Origin of the sequence: Bacillus sp. N13C7, assembly GCF_026790065.1 — a bacterium.
Taxonomy (GTDB): Bacteria; Bacillota; Bacilli; order Bacillales; family Bacillaceae; genus Bacillus.
This window is the reverse complement of sequence record NZ_JALAMO010000005.1, coordinates 158,686-177,774: the sequence shown is the minus strand read 5'-3', so window position 1 is coordinate 177,774 and position 19,089 is coordinate 158,686. Positions and strand designations below refer to the sequence as shown.

At 39.3% G+C, this 19,089-nt stretch carries 19 protein-coding genes and 2 pseudogenes; 13 read left to right on the top strand and 8 right to left on the bottom strand.

Features of this window, described 5'->3' with window-relative positions; all coding sequences use genetic code 11:
* Positions 1-96 precede the first annotated feature (96 nt).
* On the top strand, positions 97-1,599 hold the full coding sequence (gene xylB / locus MOB98_RS05695; RefSeq protein WP_268361017.1) for a xylulokinase: 1,503 nt from the start codon (positions 97-99) through the stop codon (positions 1,597-1,599).
* Between the two features lie 137 nt (positions 1,600-1,736).
* Positions 1,737-2,435 carry a glycoside hydrolase family 11 protein gene (locus MOB98_RS05690; RefSeq protein WP_268361016.1) on the top strand — a complete coding sequence of 233 codons (699 nt, stop codon included), beginning with the start codon at positions 1,737-1,739 and terminating at the stop codon, positions 2,433-2,435.
* Positions 2,436-2,721: 286 nt separating this feature from the next.
* Here MOB98_RS05690 and MOB98_RS05685 read toward each other — a convergent pair.
* Positions 2,722-3,408: pseudogene (locus tag MOB98_RS05685) on the bottom strand (thermonuclease family protein).
* A gap of 444 nt (positions 3,409-3,852) precedes the next feature.
* On the opposite strand from MOB98_RS05685, the gene MOB98_RS05680 reads away from it, so the two are divergent.
* A complete protein-coding gene (locus MOB98_RS05680; protein ID WP_268361015.1) occupies positions 3,853-5,268 on the top strand; it encodes a sugar porter family MFS transporter in 1,416 nt (471 codons plus the stop codon).
* A 112-nt stretch (positions 5,269-5,380) separates the two neighbouring features.
* On the opposite strand, the gene alr is transcribed toward MOB98_RS05680, so the two are convergent.
* Positions 5,381-6,565: an alanine racemase gene (gene alr / locus MOB98_RS05675; RefSeq protein ID WP_268361013.1), complete on the bottom strand. Its 1,185-nt coding sequence runs from the start codon at positions 6,563-6,565 to the stop codon at positions 5,381-5,383.
* Positions 6,566-7,000: 435 nt separating this feature from the next.
* On the opposite strand from alr, the pseudogene MOB98_RS20800 reads away from it, so the two are divergent.
* Positions 7,001-7,474, top strand: a pseudogene (locus tag MOB98_RS20800) (DUF2691 family protein).
* Positions 7,458-7,892: a dUTP diphosphatase DutA gene (dutA, locus tag MOB98_RS05665; protein WP_268361012.1), complete on the top strand. Its 435-nt coding sequence runs from the start codon at positions 7,458-7,460 to the stop codon at positions 7,890-7,892. The pseudogene MOB98_RS20800 and the gene dutA overlap by 17 nt, the downstream one beginning before the upstream one ends.
* Before the next feature lie 111 nt (positions 7,893-8,003).
* Here the strand turns inward: dutA and MOB98_RS05660 are convergent, their stop codons facing one another.
* On the bottom strand, positions 8,004-8,309 hold the full coding sequence (locus MOB98_RS05660) for a hypothetical protein (RefSeq protein ID WP_268361011.1): 306 nt from the start codon (positions 8,307-8,309) through the stop codon (positions 8,004-8,006).
* Between the two features lie 758 nt (positions 8,310-9,067).
* Here MOB98_RS05660 and MOB98_RS05655 point away from each other — a divergent pair.
* Positions 9,068-9,907, top strand: coding sequence for a thymidylate synthase (locus MOB98_RS05655; protein ID WP_268367291.1), 840 nt, complete (start codon positions 9,068-9,070; stop codon positions 9,905-9,907).
* Between the two features lie 172 nt (positions 9,908-10,079).
* Here MOB98_RS05655 and MOB98_RS05650 read toward each other — a convergent pair whose 3' ends face one another.
* The 4 genes from MOB98_RS05650 to MOB98_RS05635 form a co-directional block, all read right to left on the bottom strand.
* The gene (locus MOB98_RS05650) at positions 10,080-10,802 is read right to left on the bottom strand and encodes a YrpD family protein (protein ID WP_268367289.1); all 723 of its coding nucleotides are present in this window, start codon (positions 10,800-10,802) and stop codon (positions 10,080-10,082) included.
* A 134-nt stretch (positions 10,803-10,936) separates the two neighbouring features.
* Positions 10,937-11,293: a YoqO family protein gene (locus MOB98_RS05645; RefSeq protein ID WP_268367288.1), complete on the bottom strand. Its 357-nt coding sequence runs from the start codon at positions 11,291-11,293 to the stop codon at positions 10,937-10,939.
* A 250-nt stretch (positions 11,294-11,543) separates the two neighbouring features.
* Positions 11,544-11,768, bottom strand: coding sequence for a spore coat protein C (locus tag MOB98_RS05640; protein WP_268362241.1), 225 nt, complete (start codon positions 11,766-11,768; stop codon positions 11,544-11,546).
* A gap of 174 nt (positions 11,769-11,942) precedes the next feature.
* Positions 11,943-12,131: a twin-arginine translocase TatA/TatE family subunit gene (locus MOB98_RS05635; protein WP_268362244.1), complete on the bottom strand. Its 189-nt coding sequence runs from the start codon at positions 12,129-12,131 to the stop codon at positions 11,943-11,945.
* A 301-nt stretch (positions 12,132-12,432) separates the two neighbouring features.
* Here MOB98_RS05635 and MOB98_RS05630 point away from each other — a divergent pair, with 301 nt between their 5' ends.
* Positions 12,433-12,831, top strand: a complete 399-nt coding sequence (locus tag MOB98_RS05630) for a hypothetical protein (protein WP_268362267.1) — start codon at positions 12,433-12,435, stop codon at positions 12,829-12,831.
* A gap of 23 nt (positions 12,832-12,854) precedes the next feature.
* Here the strand turns inward: MOB98_RS05630 and MOB98_RS05625 are convergent, their stop codons facing one another.
* Positions 12,855-13,289 carry an SRPBCC family protein gene (locus MOB98_RS05625; RefSeq protein ID WP_268362246.1) on the bottom strand — a complete coding sequence of 145 codons (435 nt, stop codon included), beginning with the start codon at positions 13,287-13,289 and terminating at the stop codon, positions 12,855-12,857.
* Between the two features lie 149 nt (positions 13,290-13,438).
* Here MOB98_RS05625 and MOB98_RS05620 point away from each other — a divergent pair, with 149 nt between their 5' ends.
* From MOB98_RS05620 to MOB98_RS05595, 6 genes are all read left to right on the top strand, one after another.
* The gene (locus MOB98_RS05620) at positions 13,439-13,699 is read left to right on the top strand and encodes a hypothetical protein (RefSeq protein ID WP_268362247.1); all 261 of its coding nucleotides are present in this window, start codon (positions 13,439-13,441) and stop codon (positions 13,697-13,699) included.
* 24 nt (positions 13,700-13,723) lie between these two features.
* Positions 13,724-13,912, top strand: a complete 189-nt coding sequence (locus MOB98_RS05615; RefSeq protein WP_268362249.1) for a hypothetical protein — start codon at positions 13,724-13,726, stop codon at positions 13,910-13,912.
* Positions 13,913-14,253: 341 nt separating this feature from the next.
* On the top strand, positions 14,254-15,810 hold the full coding sequence (locus tag MOB98_RS05610; RefSeq protein WP_268362269.1) for a spore germination protein: 1,557 nt from the start codon (positions 14,254-14,256) through the stop codon (positions 15,808-15,810).
* 29 nt (positions 15,811-15,839) lie between these two features.
* Complete coding sequence (locus tag MOB98_RS05605; RefSeq protein WP_268362252.1) at positions 15,840-16,928, top strand: spore germination protein; 1,089 nt, start codon at positions 15,840-15,842, stop codon at positions 16,926-16,928.
* A gap of 43 nt (positions 16,929-16,971) precedes the next feature.
* On the top strand, positions 16,972-18,135 hold the full coding sequence (locus MOB98_RS05600) for a Ger(x)C family spore germination protein (RefSeq protein WP_419901005.1): 1,164 nt from the start codon (positions 16,972-16,974) through the stop codon (positions 18,133-18,135).
* A 156-nt stretch (positions 18,136-18,291) separates the two neighbouring features.
* Positions 18,292-19,086: a hypothetical protein gene (locus MOB98_RS05595; RefSeq protein WP_268362257.1), complete on the top strand. Its 795-nt coding sequence runs from the start codon at positions 18,292-18,294 to the stop codon at positions 19,084-19,086.
* The last annotated feature ends 3 nt before the right edge of the window (positions 19,087-19,089 follow it).

The window sequence follows — 19,089 nt, the reverse complement described above, 5'->3', positions numbered from 1 at the left end:
AGGATAGCCAGGTCTCCCCTACTGCCCGTCATGATTCCTTTCCTTTGTTGTTATGACGGGAATTGGGGATTTATTTAGAGGGTAAGGAGTGAAAAAATGAAGTATGTCATTGGAATAGATCTTGGAACCAGTGCTGTTAAAACCATTTTAGTTAACCAAAACGGCAAGGTTTGTGCAGAAACATCCAAAAGTTATCCGCTCATCCAAGAGAAGACAGGATATAGTGAGCAAAATCCTGAAGACTGGGTGCGGCAAACAATTGATGCATTGGCTGAATTGGTTTCTATATCCAACGTTCAAGCCAAGGATATTGACGGGATAAGCTATTCAGGACAAATGCACGGGTTAGTGCTGCTTGACCAAAACCGGCAGGTGTTACGCCATGCAATTCTTTGGAATGATACCAGAACGACGCCTCAATGTATCAGGATGACCGAGACATTTGGCGGCCATCTGCTTGACATCACAAAAAACCGTGTTCTAGAAGGGTTTACATTACCTAAAATGTTATGGGTGAAGGAACATGAGCCTGAACTTTTTAAAAAAACGGCTGTTTTTTTGCTCCCAAAAGACTATGTGAGATTCCGTATGACTGGTGCTATTCACACTGAATACTCCGATGCAGCAGGAACTTTACTTTTACATATTACCCGCAAGGAGTGGAGCGAGGAGATTTGCGATCAATTTGGCATTCCTGCAGATATTTGTCCTCCGCTTGTTGAATCTCATGATTGTGTAGGATCGCTGCTACCGAACGTTGCGGCCGAAACAGGGCTATTGGAAAAAACAAAAGTGTACGCTGGGGGAGCAGATAATGCTTGCGGTGCTATTGGAGCCGGTATTCTTTCTTCCGGAAAAACACTATGCAGTATTGGGACGTCAGGGGTCATACTTTCCCACGAAGAAGAAAAAGAAAGAGACTTTAAAGGGAAAGTGCACTTTTTCAATCATGGAAAACAGGACACTTTTTATACGATGGGAGTCACGCTGGCAGCAGGATACAGCCTGGACTGGTTTAGGAGAACGTTTGCACCAAACGAATCGTTTGAACAATTATTGCATGGGGTGGAATCTATTCCGATAGGAGCAAATGGATTGCTATACACTCCTTATTTGGTTGGTGAAAGAACGCCGCATGCTGATTCTTCTATTCGGGGAAGCTTGATCGGAATGGATGGAGCCCACAAAAGAGAGCATTTTTTGCGGGCAGTAATGGAAGGCATCACATTCTCTTTGCATGAATCAATTGAGCTATTCCGCGATGCGGGAAAATCAGTCAATACTGTTGTTTCTATTGGTGGGGGAGCTAAAAATGAAACGTGGCTTCAAATGCAAGCTGATATTTTCAATGCAAGGGTTATTAAGTTAGAAAATGAGCAAGGTCCAGCCATGGGGGCTGCTATGCTAGCTGCTTTTGGAAGCAGGTGGTTTGAATCCCTTGAAGAATGTGCAGAGCAGTTCATTCGTGAGACTGCTGCATATTATCCAAAGGAAGAAAATGTTCAAAAATATAAAACGCTATTTGATTTGTACAAAAAAATTTACACGCACACAAAGGATTTAAATTCAGCTTTGAAGAGCTTTCGAAAAAACTATTGATAAGTGCTTGTTAGGATTTATTTTTTTGACAGGAGATCAACGAAAGAACAATTAACGACGAGGCATCAAAGGCCTTTCATGACATCACGACAGTACGGTAAGGACCAATTACAAACTACAAACAGGAGGAATGCCAGTTGAAACAAAAAAGAATGAAGTTTTTCTTAGCCGTTTTATTTAGTTTAGCGCTAACATTGCCCGCATGGTCCGCACAGGCGGCAACTACAATTACCTCAAATCAAATTGGCTCCCAGGATGGCTATGACTATGAATTGTGGAAAGATTATGGAACCGCCAGTATGACGATCAATAGCGGCGGCGCGTTTAATGCTCAGTGGAGTAACATTGGGAATGCTTTATTCCGAAAAGGCAAGAAATTCGATACAACCAAGACTCACTCAGAGCTTGGAAACATATCAATTTATTACAACGCAACCTTCAATCCGGGAGGAAATTCCTATCTGTGTGTGTATGGATGGACAAAGGACCCGCTCGTAGAATATTACATCGTTGATAATTGGGGCACTTATAGACCAACCGGAACGCCAAAGGGTACTTTTACTGTTGATGGAGGTACATACGACATTTACGAGACCACTCGAATCAACCAACCTTCCATTATAGGTAACGCAACCTTTAAACAGTATTGGAGTGTCCGGCAGACAAAACGAACGAGCGGAACCGTATCTGTCAGCGAACACTTCAAGAAGTGGGAAAGCTTAGGAATGCCAATGGGTAAGATGTATGAAACCGCGCTTACAGTAGAGGGATATCAAAGTAATGGCAGTGCTAATGTAACGACTAATGTACTGACTATTGGAGGGGAAAGTAAATAATCCTTTTTTAAATTTTGATTCAAATCCTGATTGGGCATCCGTCCAAACTCTTGATTTAATATGAAATTGGGAGTATGTTTACACAAAAAATCCCCCCTCACATTAACGTGGCGGGGTGTTTTTGATTATCTACACGATCTAATAGCTGTTTTATATCATTCTACAAGATTCGTATGTAAAAAAGTACGATCAACGCTATCTATTAGGAGTTACTAAAACCGAAAAAATATAGGATACATCGAGTTGACGCTGGCAGAAGAGATTTCATTTGTATTGGAAGTTTCCCTCAATTCTTTGGGGATGTATTCTGATACGTTGATGATTTTTTACCCTTAGTGTTTGCCGGTTTCACACAGCCGTTAAATCCTCTGTCAGTCACATAACCATTTCTACTCCAAATTGAAAGTTTTTCTGATTTTGCTTCTTGTTCATCTTTCGTAAATAGGTCTATGTATTTGGTGTTAAGCTCATATACATACGCTACTCTGGCCAATCCTTCTTTCAATAATGTCTCTTGAACAGACGTGCCATCGACATAAACGTAAGCTAACAGTCTTCCATACTTATCTCTGCGGTCACCTTTATCAAACTCCAGCTGCAGCTTACCGCTGCTAACCAACTCCTTGTTACGCTTAGATGCATCTTCGCCATACGGTAGAACACATGAATTTGGTTTCTTCGTCTCAGGTGTGTCTATGAGCAAGTAGCGCACTGTGTCTACATTTCCGTTGTAACTAACCTTAATTGTATCTCCATCAACTGCTCTATCTAATGTCACATCGACCAATTTCTTATGATCTTTTGAGTGAATTGTGCCAGAATTTTGTTCTGGCTGTTTCTTTTCATTAGATGGAGTATCTTGAGCGGCTTGCTGTCTCATTTGAATCTGAATGGCTTTTTTCTGCGTGATTTGATCCGCAAGCTGCCATAGTCATACTTAAACTGCGATCATACTGGCTAAAACTTTCTTCATATTGAACCCCTTTTTAAAATGTAAGTTCATGATGCTCTCCTTTTGATTCATTGAACATCATCATTATACGATATGGACATTTTTTGTGAATGAAAAATGTCCATATCGCGAAGGGAGATGAATACACTGAAATTGCTTACAGCCGAAATGTAAACCTTACAATAAAATGACTAAAACATACCTATGATATTACAAAAACAAAGAATTCCGAAAATAATATTGACTGAAAATGCTTTTAGAATTATGATAATATCAGAAATGACAATAATGTGACAAAAATATTACTACAACATAACAATGGATAGCTTATGTTTATCTTTTTGGTTAGAAATGTAAACGATTACAATTTTCAGGGTGTAAATCTAAGATAGAGATGACTTTAGTTTTTTTGCCAATATCCACACTGAAACAACTTATTAAGTATTCTTAATAAAGGCAGGGGAAATGGATATGAATGAACATCGAAATCGTAGATTGAAATTAATAATGATTTCAGCAACATTTGGTGGACTTCTCTTTGGATATGATACTGGAGTTATAAATGGTGCTTTACCTTTTATGGCAAGACCAGATCAGCTTCATTTAACACCGGTTACAGAAGGGCTTGTAACAAGTATTCTTTTATTAGGTGCTGCGTTTGGAGCATTGTTATGCGGCAGATTAGCTGACCGCTATGGCCGCCGTAAAATGATCCTTAACCTTTCTTTTTTATTCTTCCTGGCATCTCTTGGAACAGCATTAGCACCAAATGTTTCAATAATGGCACTCTTTCGTTTTTTGCTCGGGCTGGCTGTTGGGGGAGCTTCAGCTATGGTACCGGCCTTTTTGGCAGAAATGGCACCGCATGAGAAGAGAGGCCGAATGGTAACTCAAAATGAGCTAATGATTGTCGGCGGGCAATTTTTAGCATATGTCTTTAATGCGATACTTGGTGTTACAATGGCAAATACCGGACATGTATGGAGATACATGCTTGTCATTTGTGCCGTACCGGCTATACTGTTATTTGCCAGTATGCTCAAGGTTCCGGAAAGCCCGAGATGGCTAATCTCCAAAGGCAAAAAAAGTGAGGCGCTGCGTGTTCTTAAACAAATTAGAGAAGAGAAACGTGCAGAAACTGAATGTAGAGACATTCAAGCTGCGGTAGAAAAAGATACGGAATTGGAAAAAGCATCACTTAAGGATTTTTCGACACCATGGCTGCGCCGTCTGTTACTGATTGGAATTGGTGTTGCCATAGTGAATCAAATTACAGGTGTTAACTCAATTATGTATTATGGCACTCAAATCCTTAAAGAATCCGGTTTTGGCACAAAAGCAGCTTTAATCGCTAATATTGGGAATGGATTGATATCAGTCATTGCCGTTATATTTGGGATTTGGCTGGTCGGAAAAGTAAGAAGGCGCCCAATATTATTGATTGGTTTGGCGGGAACAACGACAGCACTTTTATTCATTGCAATATTCTCAATAGTGCTTGATGGATCCGCAGCACTCCCTTATACTGTACTTTCTTTGACCGTTTTATTTCTTGCCTTTATGCAGGGATGTGTAGGGCCTGTGACTTGGCTGGTCATAGCGGAAATATTCCCTCAAAGATTAAGAGGGCTTGGTTCTGGGATAAGTGTTTTTTTCCTTTGGATATTAAACTTTATGATCGGCTTTGCATTTCCGATATTGCTTAGCTCTGTAGGTTTATCTTTTACATTCTTTATATTCGTGGCTTTAGGTATATTGGCAATCGGATTTGTGTATAAATTCATGCCGGAAACAAAAGGACGGACACTTGAAGAACTGGAAGAGCATTTCCGATCTCGCCATCATCAAAATACCCCTGAAAAATCGGTTGCTGAGGTATAATGATTGATCATAGAATCAGTTCATTATTAAGCCTCTCTGTTTTAAACAAAGATAACATCCCTCTGCATAAAAGAGGGATGTTAGGATGCTGAAAAGGAAATCCAGTTCAAATCTACACGTATAATACAGGAGTTGATACCTTAAAAATTTCGCCATCTCTTATATAAAAACGAGGGATGCGGCGGCTTAATGTAGACACCACTTCATAGTTAATCGTATTAAGCATTTCAGCAACTTCATCAACGGAAATCTCAGCTCCCTTTTGCTGACCGTAAATCACGACTTCTTCTCCTTGCTTACCTTTACCGTTCTCTCCTAAACTAACCATTATCATATCCATGGTCACTCTTCCTGCCACCGGCACTCGTCTTCCGCGATGAAGAACGAATCCGCGATTGGAAAGTGCGCGAGAATAACCGTCAGCATATCCGATCGGGATCGTAGCGATTACTTCATCGGGTTCGGCGATATATGTAGCACCATAGCTAATGGTTCGGGGTTCTGTCTTCATGGTTTTTACATAAGCGATACGCGCCTTTAAACTTAATGCAGGTTTTAGCCTAACGAGGTTAAGTTCTTTTATATATGCTGAAGGATATAAACCATATAAGCCTATACCTAAACGAATCATATCAGCACTAAATTCAGGGAAAGCGATAGCGGCAGCTGTGTTGCTCATATGCACAGTGGGCAGCTCAATGCCTTGATTCTTTAAAAAGCTGAGAAAACTGACAAATTGCTCGTGCTGCAGCTCGGTTAGTGCGGTGTCTGGTTCATCAGCTGTTGAGAAATGTGTAAAAATACCTGACCATCTTAGGAATTGACTTGCTGTTAATGCTTTCACTACTGCTAAAAGTTCTTCTTTTGTACGCACACCTAATCGGCCCATACCTGTATCTACATTAATATGTATACCCAGTCGGTTAGTACTTGCTTCATTTTCCAATATTTCGTTAGCTTCTTTAATCCAATCAACCTGAAATGCTGATAACTCTATATTCCAAGCTGCTGACTTTTTCACACAGCTTAGGGATGTAAAACCAAGCACAAGAATAGGTGCTGTAATCCCCGCTTTTCGTAAAACGATTCCCTCCTCCACGCTCGCAACAGCGAGCTCACTCGCCCCATGTTCCAGTGCATGTCGTGCCACTTCTACAGATCCATGACCATAACCGTTGGCTTTTACGACAGCCATAATTTTGCTCTTTTTTGGAATATGCCGGCGTATTGACCGCAAATTTTTTTTAATGGCATCAAGGTTGACTTCGATCCAAACTTCTCGGCAAAGTTTTGTCATCAACGATTCCTTCTTTCTTATGGTGTAGTACAAATGTATGTAGCCTCAATCAATCTAAATGTAAATGTTAATTGCTGGATGCGTTCAATCTTATTTTTATTCAACTTTAACTGAAATCATTCAACGGCAAAGCCATGATATACGAGAAGGGGTTAATCATCGAGGTTTGAAGGTTATCTTTACGTCAAGAAAATATGTGATATATGAGGCGCAAAAGAGAGGATAAATTGAACGACGACCTAGAATATAGAGATAGTACGTATCAGCGTATCAACCGGAAAAACAAGCAGGACAGTTAATATGTGAATCATTTTAAATTAAAAGAATAACAAAAATAAAAATAAGTGAGGCATAAGAACGAAGAGTGTATCAAACGATAATTGATTGCATGTTACACTGAAATAACAATTGAGTATAATGTTAGAGAGGGGTGACATGAAAAGGGGCGTTCGTTTTCAAATTCCGGGAATACTGCAGCCGTTTAAAATAGCGGCAAACGAGTGGAGAATCTGATTATGTTGTAGATAGAGAGCTAGATGCTGAAGCGTTCTTTAATGACTGCGCAATTGTTGAAGGGACTGACTTTGCAAATTAATTAAAAACAAATCAGTACTATACTATTTTCGTTGAACTGCAAGCATTTCCGTTTGGTAAAACGGTTAATCAAATCAAGACATATGCAGAGATTGTTGACAGTGATTGCGAACTTGTCCTATTGCTGGCAGACAGCAGCTATGTTTCGATATACTGCAAAGACGAAAATGTCATTGAAAGGATTTACTTCAATGCTTTACAGAACCACATTGTAGAGGTTCAGGTTGTTACTATGAAAATGACTCAAGAACCGGCCTTACCAATATGACAATTAATAATATTAAAGGGAGTAATACATATGACAATGCAAATTAAAATCAAATATCTGGATGAAACACAAACAAGAATCAGCAAAATTGAACAAGGAGATTGGATTGATCTTCGAGCTGCTGAAAATGTAACAATCAAAAAAGATGAATTTAAACTTGTTCCATTAGGTGTAGCAATGGAGCTGCCTGAGGGCTATGAAGCACATGTTGTTCCCCGTTCAAGTACGTATAAGAATTTTGGCGTTATTCAAACAAACTCAATGGGTGTTATTGATGAGTCATACAAGGGAGACAATGATTTTTGGTTCTTTCCTGCTTATGCATTGCGTAATACAGAGATTAAAAAGGGGGATCGGATCTGCCAGTTCAGAATTATGAAGAAAATGCCGGCCGTTGAATTAATTGAAGTTGAGCGATTAGGAAATGAAGATAGAGGCGGGCACGGTTCTACGGGAACGAAGTAAATAATAATTAAAAACCTTGGCTGTCTTCATGAAGCCAAGGTTAATGTCATGTCTTCATATAAAAAAGCCCCGGCAGGTCTCACCGGGGAACGTAATAGATGGTTATGAGATTTAGTGATGTTTTTTATAGGATTCGACAAAATCATAATAGTGATCATCATCATCATGATATTTTTTTTCATAATGATAATCGTGGTCATCGTAATACTTTTTATCATGATTATAATGCTTTTTGTCGTAATCATAATGTTTTTTATCATGATCATAATACTTTTTGTCGCAATCATAATGCTTTTTATCATGGTCATGATACTTTTTGTCGCAGTCATGATATTTTTTATCATGATCATAATACTTTTTGTAATACGTTTTCTTCCAAGTGTAATACTCTTCTTTATACTTTTTATAATAACCCAATTAAAGTCCTCCTTTTAGTTTTAATCGAAATTAATATATGAAGTTTAAATGATATGGTATGGTCTAATGAAATAATAATAGTAAAAAGAGGCTGTTTAAATCTGAAAAACCAGGATGGTACACTAATTAAAATAAGAGTAAGAGAAAGGTAAGAGAAAGGATTCAAAAAAATCAGGATACGTTAAGAGGGACTTCTTAAATGATAGAGGGATTTGAACTTCTTGGTTAAGATTCATGAGCTTGATCATGTAATTTCTGATGCTGCCTTGAAGGATTGAAAGATATGACCTCAACATCAGCAAAACGAAGGAATGATCAATAAAAAGTGTTATTGATGAAATGAAAGAGGATATGTATTAAAAAGGCCTAATTTTACTTGGACAAATGACAATTCATATTGAGAGAAATACAATGCATTAAACCATAGGGAGCAATTGGAGGATTTAACGTGTTTAGACAATATCCAATTTGGTACACACAAACACCTTCCGATTTGACTTTTTATGTGCCTCAATATCAAATCATGTCATATGATCCTCAACGATGTTATCAACGGTGTATGTATCAAACCGGCGGTAACTATGAGCTGTGTGACAGGTTATGTTATGGGGAAATACAGATGTAAAGAGGGGGCTAACTCCTCTTTACACATACAGTGATTGGAATAAGCATCTCTTTTTTATCTGCACGTGATGCGTTATTATTGTTCTTGTCTTGAATGGCAAGCAACTGAAAATGAAAGAAGGATATGAACAGTCATGACTCAATTTGATAAACAATACAACTCAATTATAAAGGATATCATGAATAATGGAATCTCAGACGAAGAATTTGATGTGAGAACCAAGTGGGACTCAGATGGAACACCGGCTCACACACTAAGCATCATCAGCAAGCAAATGAGATTCGACAACTCAGAAGTTCCGATTTTAACGACAAAAAAAGTTGCCTGGAAAACAGCGATTAAAGAGCTGCTCTGGATTTGGCAGCTGAAATCGAACAATGTTAATGATTTAAACAATATGGGTGTACATATCTGGGATCAATGGAAACAAGAAGATGGCACCATTGGACATGCATATGGATTCCAGCTGGGCAAGAAAAACAGAAATCTAAATGGAGAAAAGGTAGATCAGGTTGATTATCTTCTGCATCAATTGAAGAACAACCCATCTTCACGGAGACACATTACAATGCTTTGGAATCCTGATGAATTAGACTCAATGGCCTTAACACCATGTGTATACGAGACCCAATGGTACGTTAAACAAGGGAAACTCCATCTGGAGGTAAGAGCGCGGAGCAATGACATGGCGTTGGGAAATCCATTCAATGTATTCCAGTATAATGTGTTGCAGCGCATGATTGCTCAAGTCACTGGCTATGAACTTGGTGAATATATCTTTAACATTGGGGATTGCCATGTGTACACACGTCATATCGACAATTTGAAAATCCAAATGGAAAGAGAACAGTTTGAAGCACCTGAAATATGGATCAATCCCGAAGTCAAAGATTTTTATGACTTTACCATTGATGATTTCAAGTTAATCAACTATAAACATGGGGACAAGCTTTCATTTGAGGTAGCAATTTAATGCTGCCTCTTTATTATTTATTGGAAGGGTGACGGTATGAGCAGCAGATGATGTATCGAAGAAGTTTATCATTATTTTTAATATCATCCAAGCTATGAACAGCAAGCGATTCTTTTTGTGTATTTGTCCTAAGAAAACCGCCAGCGACGCCGGCGGCTTTTTGCTGCTTTGTTTATTTATTAACAGAAATCGTCACGTTGTTTCCTGAAACAGCAACCTTTGCGAAATCTTGTGTATCTACCACAGGTGTGACGGCTTTATTGTCGATTGTAATATTGTTAAAGGCCGTTGAAAAAGTTGCTTTGATGGCATTACGCTGACTTTCGTACGAAACAGCTGCGGTAGCAAGTGTTTTCCATTTCGAGATCGTTCCTATGCTGGTTCCCTGAATTTCCATGATAATCCGTCCGGTATAACCGTCATTGTTTGTTCCCCAAAGGGTCATGCGTGTATTGCCGTTCAAATTTTTATAGATTGTCATTTGGACTGTACTTCCTGGACGGAAGCCTTTATTGTATGTGAATTTGTCTTTTCCTTCGATGTACGTTTCATCATTTTTGGATCCGACCTTCATGAGGGGTTTCCAGACGTTGTACTGTTTGCTGTACTGAAGGCCGATATCCGCCTCAGTTCCGTTTTTTGCGCTAAATCCTGAATAAATATAAGGAGTAGAGACTGAGTCGTCATTTTTCACAGTATCAGGAAGTTTGATTTTTGCTGTAAAAACTGAGCCAGCGCTGTTCAGGTAGGCGCGGCCCCCGATGCCCTTAGGCAGCTGGGAGGCTGCTTTTGCGACTTGAGTGTCTGCTGCTGGCAAGCCGGGAATACCCGATGAAAGTGTTCCGAAAAGAACTGCAGTTCCTACTGCACCTGCAATAATTACTTTTTTCAACACAATTCCCCCTTTTTAGTGGTTTCGTTATTCATTATACCTTATTTTGGAACTCATTTTATGTATATAAAACGACAAATATTTAACTAAGAGAAACTGCTCCTTCAATTGTAAACTTTTTTAGCATTCTAACCTGCTTACACCCGTTTGAGATAATTTGACATCTTCCTCAAAATAAAAACACAAATGCTTATAGAAACGAGAATCAAAAGAATGACCGCTATCGTTTCCCAGCCGGCAAAGAAGGGGTGATCATTAATGAAAGGTCGTCCTTTTAAAATAATAAAAGTACAGGCACCGACTAGAAAAAGCAAACAAATACTTAGGATCGCAAACGCTTTACGGGTATATGTTTTCATTTCATCTCTAACGTATAGCAAAACGAAAACAAAGCAGCTCACATTGGCAATGGTGCTTATCATGTCAAAGCTTTTCATGACAATTGATATAAAAAGACAAAGTAAAATAAGATAAAATACTAAGTTATTAGACAAAGAATCTCTCCTTTTATGTATCACCATCAAAGAGTTTACAAAAGTTTCATTCCAGCTGCAATGCCTGGAAGAGGGATCAAATATAGTTAAATAAACTAATTAAACTATGTACTAAATATTCATTGTTAATTTAGATTCAGTCATTAAGGTGAAAAAAGATAGGAAGCGATGGATACAACCGGTGGCCAAACAAAAAAAACCCGGCATTTAGCCGGGGAAAAAAGTGAAAACGAGGAGATGTTAATGGAGTTTAGTAATGGTTTTTATGCTTCTTATACTCTACAACATAATCATAGTCTTTTTTGTCGTGATCATAATATTTTTTATCATGGTCATAATATTTTTTGCCATAATCACAGTCGTAATCTTTTTTATCATGGTGGTCATAGTATTTTTTATCATATTCATAATACTTCTTATAATACGTTTTTTTGACCGTATAATACTCTTCTTTATATTTTTTGTAGTAACCCATATATACTCCTCCTTTATTGTTAATACGCTTTATTATATGGCGAATAGATTGTATCGCTTGAGCAATTAAATCATAGGAGGAAAAAAAGGGCTGTCCAAATCATAGAAAAAAGAGACGATGATATAAAAATAAATCAAAATAAAAAGCCGATCATCATCGGCCAAATCATTTATCTTATATTTGTTTGTCTTCTTTGTTTTCTGATTCACTTTTTCTTACATCCTGAGTGAGTCCGCTGGTTGCTTGTTTAAATTCTGATAAGGCTTTTCCAGCAGCGCGGCCAAGTGCCGGCAGCTTATCAGGTCCAAATACTAAAAAGCCTACAAATAAAATAACGAGTATTTTTGTGAAGCTTAATTCCATATTCTTTTCCTCCTGATTGAAGTTCAACCTTCTACACAAATTATAAAAGATGGCGGTTCAAATGGAAATATGTTATTTTGGACATTTTAAAAACCGAGAGCGGGGAAGATGAATAATTCTTAAAATATCTGCGGCGGAATATAATGTCCAATGCCATCTACAAAAGAAGCGGGGAGGTGACCTGGACGGAAGGGACATAGAGGGCCATCCTTGGCTTCATACCGGGTGGCATGTCAGACTCAAAGAAATGACGTATAGTACTGTGAATTGGCTATGATCGAGTAGAGGGGAGATCTGGATGATGAGATTCACTAAGGTAATTGGATTCCTGTCTGTTTTAGGATTCGCTGCGGTTTTTCCATTAACGGCACAAGCTGAAAAAGCGGGGACTGCTGGAGCTGGGGAGTGGGATAAGCTGGGGACTTACACATATACTTATTCAAGTCCGACGGTATACTCGAGCGGGGGAGATTTTAGAGTCTGCCTTTCTGGAAGCACTCCTTTTTCGGTCTCGCTGCACCTATATGAAGATGATGCCGGTGATAATCCTGATGATTATGTAGGGTCAAACTATTTTTCACCCGGAGAATGTCATACCTTTAGCAGTATCGGAAAATTTGTAGATGGAAGCAATAATAGGGCGGAGTTCTTTGTTACTGATTACTCTGGCAAATCAAAAACCGTTACGTTTTATGATTAAAGAGAGAGACACCTCTCTCTTTTTTATTCTTCGACAGCCTTCCGAAGCCGCTCGTTAACAATTCCTGTCCAGCCTCCATCCATTTTGTCTCGAATGACGGAGCTTTTCTCGTTTGCCTTGCCGATCACTTCATTTGGCTTCTTCCACCCGCTGTGAATCAGTGTAAGCGCTGTCTTGTTCCCCAAGTCCTCTAAATGAAATGTAACGACCCATCCATCCGTGTCCCATGTAAAAGAAAGCTCAGTCGGAGCATGAAAATGTAAAACTTTACAAGGGGAGGGTCCAAACGGTGATTGTAAGTGGAATTCTTGTCCTTCCTTCAGCTGAAAGTCATTAGGCATAAACCACTTGGACATTCCTTCTGAAGTGGAGACTGTCTCCCAAACTTTCTGAATAGGCGCTTCCAGGGTAATATGTTTCGTAATATCCGGTAATGTATTTTCGTGATTTTGATTCATTTTGTTTACCTCTTAATAAAAGATATTTTTTCCGTTAAATCATATAATACATAATGAGATCATGTCCATAGCTTGTATTATTATGCTGCAGTCTGTTGATAATCATTTGTACCAGTCATCCAGTTTTATCTGTGAAAGGGTGTTTCTGCGTGTGTGAGAAAGAACATACAGTGAGAGAATGGAAAGTGTATATTTTCGTCTTTTTAATCATGAGTGTTTGTGCAGCGGCACTGGTTCTTTTTGAACCGGGCATCCTGTTCAGCCAAATTGTTTTGGGCGGATTTGATGCATTCATCGGTTATGTTTTACTAGCAAATGTTCTCTTTTTTTGGAGAAAGAGCAAAGGTATAGCATGTTTTTCAGGAGTTTTAGCTGTAATCAATTTTATTATGGTTATAGCTCTGGTTTAAAATCTAAAAACGGGAGGATTTTTGATGCTCGGAAAAATCAAAGCAGCCATTGATAACAGTCCAGGAAAACCGGCTAGAATTGTAGTCAGTGAAAAAACGTTTCAGCAATTAAAGGAGGAAATGCGATTTGTTTACGCTTCCAAACCGAAAACGATAATGGGGATACCTGTTGACGTTTCAGATCAGACAGAAAGCTTCAAACTGGAGTTTTAGTTTAATTGCAAACAGGCTCATTTTGCATCTATACTTGTCCTTTGGACTAGTCCTTGGATGTTGTCGTCGGTATGATTGGCGGCTTTCTTCTGACCTTTCTTAATATTGATTTCTAAAGCATGATGAAGATGTTCATCATGCTTTTTTTATTGTGAAAATGATGAACATAAAAAATAGATGTACGGGAAAAATAATCCTATTAGAGAGAAGGGAAATGACAGATGGATAATATGATATCAATACTTACTGATTGGACAGTGTGGTTTCAGGCATTAGTTGTATTTCTCGTTCCATATGCAATCTATAAAGTGTTTACTTGGATTCATATATAAGAAGGTGCAATCATGAGATGGCGGGGCAATCATTATAAACCACAAAAGCAGCATCAAGAATCAGAGCATACAAAAGATGATCACGATGTGTTAACCGGTAACTTCGGATACGACATCGAGCAGGTGAAAAAAAAGATCGGACATAACGGAGACATTCACATTCGGGAACTTCAGATCACTTCTTTATATCTGAAAGCGGTTTTGGTCTTTGTCGATGGACTGTCTGATCAGGATTTGATGAATAAAGGACTTTCTGCGTTGGTCGTGAATCGACCTCATCAGGTAAGCGATGAAGTTTCTCAATTTGGCAAAGACGTTCTTACTCCGCAATATATAAAGAATCAAATCGTATCAATCAGTGATGTTATAGAATCAGAGAAAATCAGTGATATCGTGATGAATGTTTTCATGGGTTCAACTGCGCTTCTAATCGAGGGAATGCCGCGGGCCTTTCTTCTGGGCACCGCCAAAAAACAAAATCGAAGCATCGAGGAGCCGCTTTCAGAAGCGCTTGTCAGAGGGCCGCGTACAGGCTTTACAGAGAAGCTGAGCACGAATACAGCTCTTTTAAGACAGCAAGGAAAAAATGATCAATTAACAATGCAAAAATTTGAAGTAGGTACACGACTCAAAAAAGATCTTATCATTGCTTATATGAATGACATTGCAGATACAAAAGTGGTCGAGGAAGTTAAAAAAAGAGTCAGAGGGATTGAGATCGATCATTTGCCGGAATCAGGCTACGTTGAACAGCTAATTGAGGATAACTATCTGAGCCCCTTTCCGCAAGTGCAGAATACAGAACGGCCTGATCGCGTGATAAGTGGATTAATGGAAGGCAGAGTAGCCATTCTGCTTGACGGCACGCCGTTTGCCTTGCTTGTTCCTGTCACTTTCAGCATGGTGCTTCAATCGCCTGAAGATTATTATGAACGATGGTTCCCAAGCTCGCTTATCAGATTGCTAAGGTTCATTGCGGCAATCATAACGTTATTTGCACCGGCTTTATATATATCATTTATTTCTTTTCATCCGGGGTTAATTCCGACCAAATTGGCGATATCAATTTCCGGGACGCGTATGGGTGTTCCGTTCCCATCTATCATTGAAGCATTATTTATGGAAATTGCAATTGAAATTTTACGAGAGGCGGGTCTTCGTCTGCCTAAGCCGATCGGACCTGCGATAGGCATAGTTGGCGGATTAATCATCGGGGAAGCAGCTGTGCAGGCAGGGATTGTCAGTCCAATTATGGTCATTGTCGTTGCGCTTACAGCAATTTCTTCATTTGCCATCCCGCATTACAGTACAGGCATTGCACTTCGGATGCTTCGGTTTGGCGCAATGTTTTGCGCCGCAGTGTTTGGATTATTTGGTGTCATTATGTATTATCTGCTTCTAAGCAGCCATGTTGTAAAGCTGAAGAGTTTTGGTGTCCCATACGCAAGTCCGGCAGTGCCTTACCACTTGAAAGATTGGAAGGATTTCGTCATCAGACTGCCTCTTTTAGTCATGAAGCGCCGGCCTAAAATGATGAATACGGATAATACAAAACGGGTGAAGTGACGAACTCCACAGGATGGTGATAGAGTCTTATGTTCAGCCCAACCAGTAAAATCACAACCGCTCAGGCAACGATTATCATCATTAATTATATGCTGGCTGCCGGAGTTCTTACACTCCCCCGTACAGTAACAGAACAAACGAAATCTCCTGATGGATGGATTTCAGTTTTATTAGGCGGAGTCATTGCGGTAATAGCCGGGATCATAATAGTTAAATTAAGCCAGCAGTATCCTGAAGAGACCTTTTATGAATATTCAGGACATATTGTAGGAAAGTGGCTCGGCCGTTTGATCAGTATGGTTTTTATTGCTTATTTTCTGGCACTCGGTGCATTTGAAATCAGAGTAATGTCTGAAATTGTTGAGTTTTTTCTCCTTGAAGGGACACCAGCTTGGGCCATTATTATGACAGTTCTTTGGATTGGGCTTTATTCGATTACACAAGGGCTCGATCCCATTGCCCGGCTTTTTGAAATGATCTTTCCGATTACGGTCATCATCTTTTTAACGGTGGCGCTCATGAGTATAGGTATATTTGAGGTCAATAATTTGCGCCCTGTATTGGGAAATGGAATCATGCCGGTTCTCAAAGGAGTTAAAACAACGACCCTTTCATTTACGTGTTCAGAAATTATGCTCATTTTAGTCGCATTTATGAAGAAGCCGAAGAATGCAGTGAAAGCGGTATTCATAGGGACAGGGGTTGTAACGTGTTTTTATATCATTACACTGATTATGGTCATCGGTGCACTGTCAGTTGATGGTGTCGTGACGAGAACATGGCCGGGGCTTGACCTGATGAGAAGTTTTGAAATACCGGGTTTAATATTTGAACGGTTTGAATCATTTTTGCTAGTCATTTGGATTATGCAGCTTTTTGCCACGTTTATTATCACTTTTTATGCAGCATCTTTAGGCGTCTCGCAAGTTTTCAAAAAGAAACCCATTTCATGTATGTTTGGGCTGCTTCCTGTTATTTATATTCTCTCTTGCATGCCGAAAAATGAAAATGATGTGTTTATTTTGGGCGATATGGTCAGTCATATGGCTTTGTATATATTTGGCGCTTTGCCGATTTTGCTTTTAGTCATATCGAAATGGAGGAAAAGAGGTGAATAGTAAAATAAAACATCCAGTGTCCGTTCTCGTTATATTATGTCTGATGATGTTTTGCGTAACAGGGTGCTGGAGCAGCCGGGAAATAGAAGAGCTTGGTCTCACATTCGCTATCGCAATTGATAAAGGAAAAGAAACAAACATTGAAAAAGAGTTAAAAGAAGAGGGCGGGAGCTATCCAAAAAAAGACAACATAACGCTGACCTATCAATTTGTTAATGAAAAAGCGGCGGGTGCGGGGACAAGCGGGGGAAGCGGTGGCGGACAAGGAGCACAAAAAGCATATATTAATATTAGCGAAACAGGAGATTCGTTACAGCAGATCGGAAGCGAGGTTGCGTTAAGAAGGGACCGTGAAGTGTTTAGCCCGCATTTAAAAGTTATTGTCATGAGTGAAGATGTGCTGCGTACATATCCTATCAACGAAATGCTGGATCAATTTTTTCGTGATAATGAAATCAGGCTGAGCTGTCTCGTTTTATCTGCAAAAGGGGAGGCGAGGGAAGCCCTCCAGCTGAAAGAAAGCGGTGAAATTCCGGCTTTTCGGCTGGTTGGGTTAGGTGAAAATGAACATAAAGTTTCCAGAATTCTTCCTCCTGTGACACTCGCGAAACTTATTGGTAAACTTCATTCCGGGAGCAATTTCTTACTGCAAAATGTGGTTGCGGCGAATGGAGCAATCAAATATTCCGGAGCAGCGGTAATCAGCGGGAAGTCTAAAAAAATGATCGGCACTTTAAACGAATATGAAACTGAGGGGATTACATGGATTACCGGGGAAGGAAAAGGCGGAGTTGTGAAAAGCTATGATAAAAAGAGCAAACACGTGATTGCGTACGATATCAATTATATAAAAAGTAAAATCAAGCCCATCGTAAAAGGAAAGGATATTTCATTTCATGTCGATATTGAATCAGAAGGGGATTTAGTTGAAAACTGGAACACAAAAGAGGCCTTGAATACCCAGTTTATTAAACGGATTGAAACAAATACCGAAAACGAAATAAAGAAAATAGTCGGTGATGTATTAACAAAGATCCAGCATGATTATAAAGCAGATGTTGCTGGTTTTGATGAATCATTAAGAGTTAAGCATCCTCACTTATGGAAAAAGGTGAAAAATAACTGGGATGACACCTTCAGTAAGGCTGACATCACGTACAGTGTAAATGCCACAATTACACATTACGGTACAGTTAAAACACAGTAATGAATCAAAAAGAGCTCTAAAAGAAGAGAAGAAAACATCTCTTCTTTTTTCTATGCATGATTTAGGTTGATAATACTTTTTTTGGGAGATATGTCTTTTATATAATGATCAATATGCTAATATAGGAATTGCTTGAAATAGAAGGGAGGAGGGGCTGTGAGGCAGAAACCGATTTATGTAGAAATCGAAATGACATCTGATCTGGACAAGCTCTGGGAATATACGCAAAACCCATCGCTGCATAAGGAATGGGACCTCCGGTTTACCAATATCACATACTTGCATAAGCAGCAGAAGTTTCTTTATGAGACGAGGATAGGCTTTGGATTAAAGGTGTCAGGTACAGGAGAAACAGCTGGTGTTTTTAACGAATATTCATCGGAAAGAGTTTCCTCTCTGGCTTTTGGCTCTGATCATCCGCTATCTCTGATTCAGCATGGCAGCGGTTATTGGAAGTACATACAGCGAGACAACGGGAAAATAACGTTTTTAACACAGTACCAATACAAAACAGCATACGGACTGCCGGGAAGATGGATTGATCATTTATTATTTCGGCCGCTGCTCGGCTGGGCAACCGCATGGAGCTTTGATGCCTTAAGGCTTTGGATTGAGCAAAATAAACATCCGAAACGCTTCATTCGACTTGCTATCGTCTATTTATTAATGTGTCTGTTTTTCAGTCTGTTTTGGTTTTATCAAGGCTTTACAGGTCTTGAAACAAGCATTTTTACAAGAACAGCGGAGATAGGATGGGGAATTTTGTGGTTGATTCCTTTCAAGGGAAAATGGTTCATTCATGCTGTCCAGGCTTGTATTTTTGCTGGATTGGCTTTTCTAGGCTCTGAGGCATTTTTATTGATTCTGTTGAGTGTCTTTTCTGCGGTAAGCGGCGTTCTTAGTCTTCAACTCCCCAGTGCCCGGCACACAAAACGAAAGAGAAAGAAGTGACAT